This window comes from Oleiphilus sp. HI0061 (genome assembly GCF_001635675.1).
Map to the genome: position 1 here is coordinate 1 of NZ_LWFE01000018.1, position 1,013 is coordinate 1,013.

Here is a 1,013-nt window from a genome sequence, read left to right on the forward strand (position 1 = left end):
GCTCTTGATTTCATTAAAGCGCTCTTCGCTGTAGTCAACCAGATCCATCTTATTGATGGCAACGATGACGTGCTTAATACCCAGTAAAGAAGCAATAAATGAGTGACGTTTGGTTTGCGTTAATACACCGTGACGTGCATCGATCAGGATGATTGCCAGGTCAGCAGTTGACGCACCAGTTGCCATGTTACGAGTATATTGCTCGTGTCCGGGAGTGTCGGCGATGATGAACTTGCGTTTAGCAGTTGAGAAATAACGATAAGCAACATCAATGGTGATGCCTTGCTCGCNCTCAGCCTGTAGGCCGTCAACTAATAGTGCAAGGTCGATTTCACCTTCGTTGGTGCCGGACTTAACGCTGTCTTTCTTAATTGCTTCAAGTTGATCTTCATAAATCATTTGAGAGTCATGAAGTAGTCGGCCAATAAGTGTGCTCTTGCCGTCGTCAACGCTACCACAAGTAAGAAGACGTAGTAGTTCTTTTTGTTCGTGTTGCTTCAGATATTCGTTAATATCTTCACTGATAAGATCTGACTGGTGTGACATGTAAACTATCTCTTTATTTGCTGCCTCGCGCTGGGTCTTAGCGTGAGGCAATAATCTTGGTTGCTATGTATCAGCTTTGTACGTATATGCTGGCCTAGAAATAACCTTCGCGCTTCTTCTGCTCCATTGAGCCTGCCTGGTCGTGATCAATGACGCGGCCTTGTCTTTCAGAGGAGGTGGTTAGTAGCATTTCCTGAATTATTTCGGGCAAGGTTGTCGCTTCAGACTCAACTGCACCCGTTAGCGGGTAGCAACCAAGCGTACGGAAGCGTACCGACTTCATCTCTACCTTTTCACCTTCTTCAATCGGCATACGTTCATCATCAACCATGATCATGACGCCGTCACGTTCAACAACAGGTCGCTTCGCTGAGAAATAAAGTGGAACGATATCGATGTTTTCCAGGTGGATGTACTGCCAGATATCAAGTTCTGTCCAGTTAGATAAAGGGAATACACGAATGCTT

General features: G+C 45.5%; 2 protein-coding genes. Both read right to left on the reverse strand.

Annotation, left to right across the window (positions count from 1 at the left end; translation table 11 throughout):
- Positions 1 to 546: GTP-binding protein (locus A3735_RS00370; protein WP_156499268.1), on the reverse strand; the 546-nt coding region annotated here is incomplete at its 3' end.
- Between the two features lie 94 nt (positions 547 to 640).
- Positions 641 to 1,013: sulfate adenylyltransferase subunit CysD (gene cysD, locus A3735_RS00375; protein WP_156499269.1), on the reverse strand; the 373-nt coding region annotated here is incomplete at its 5' end.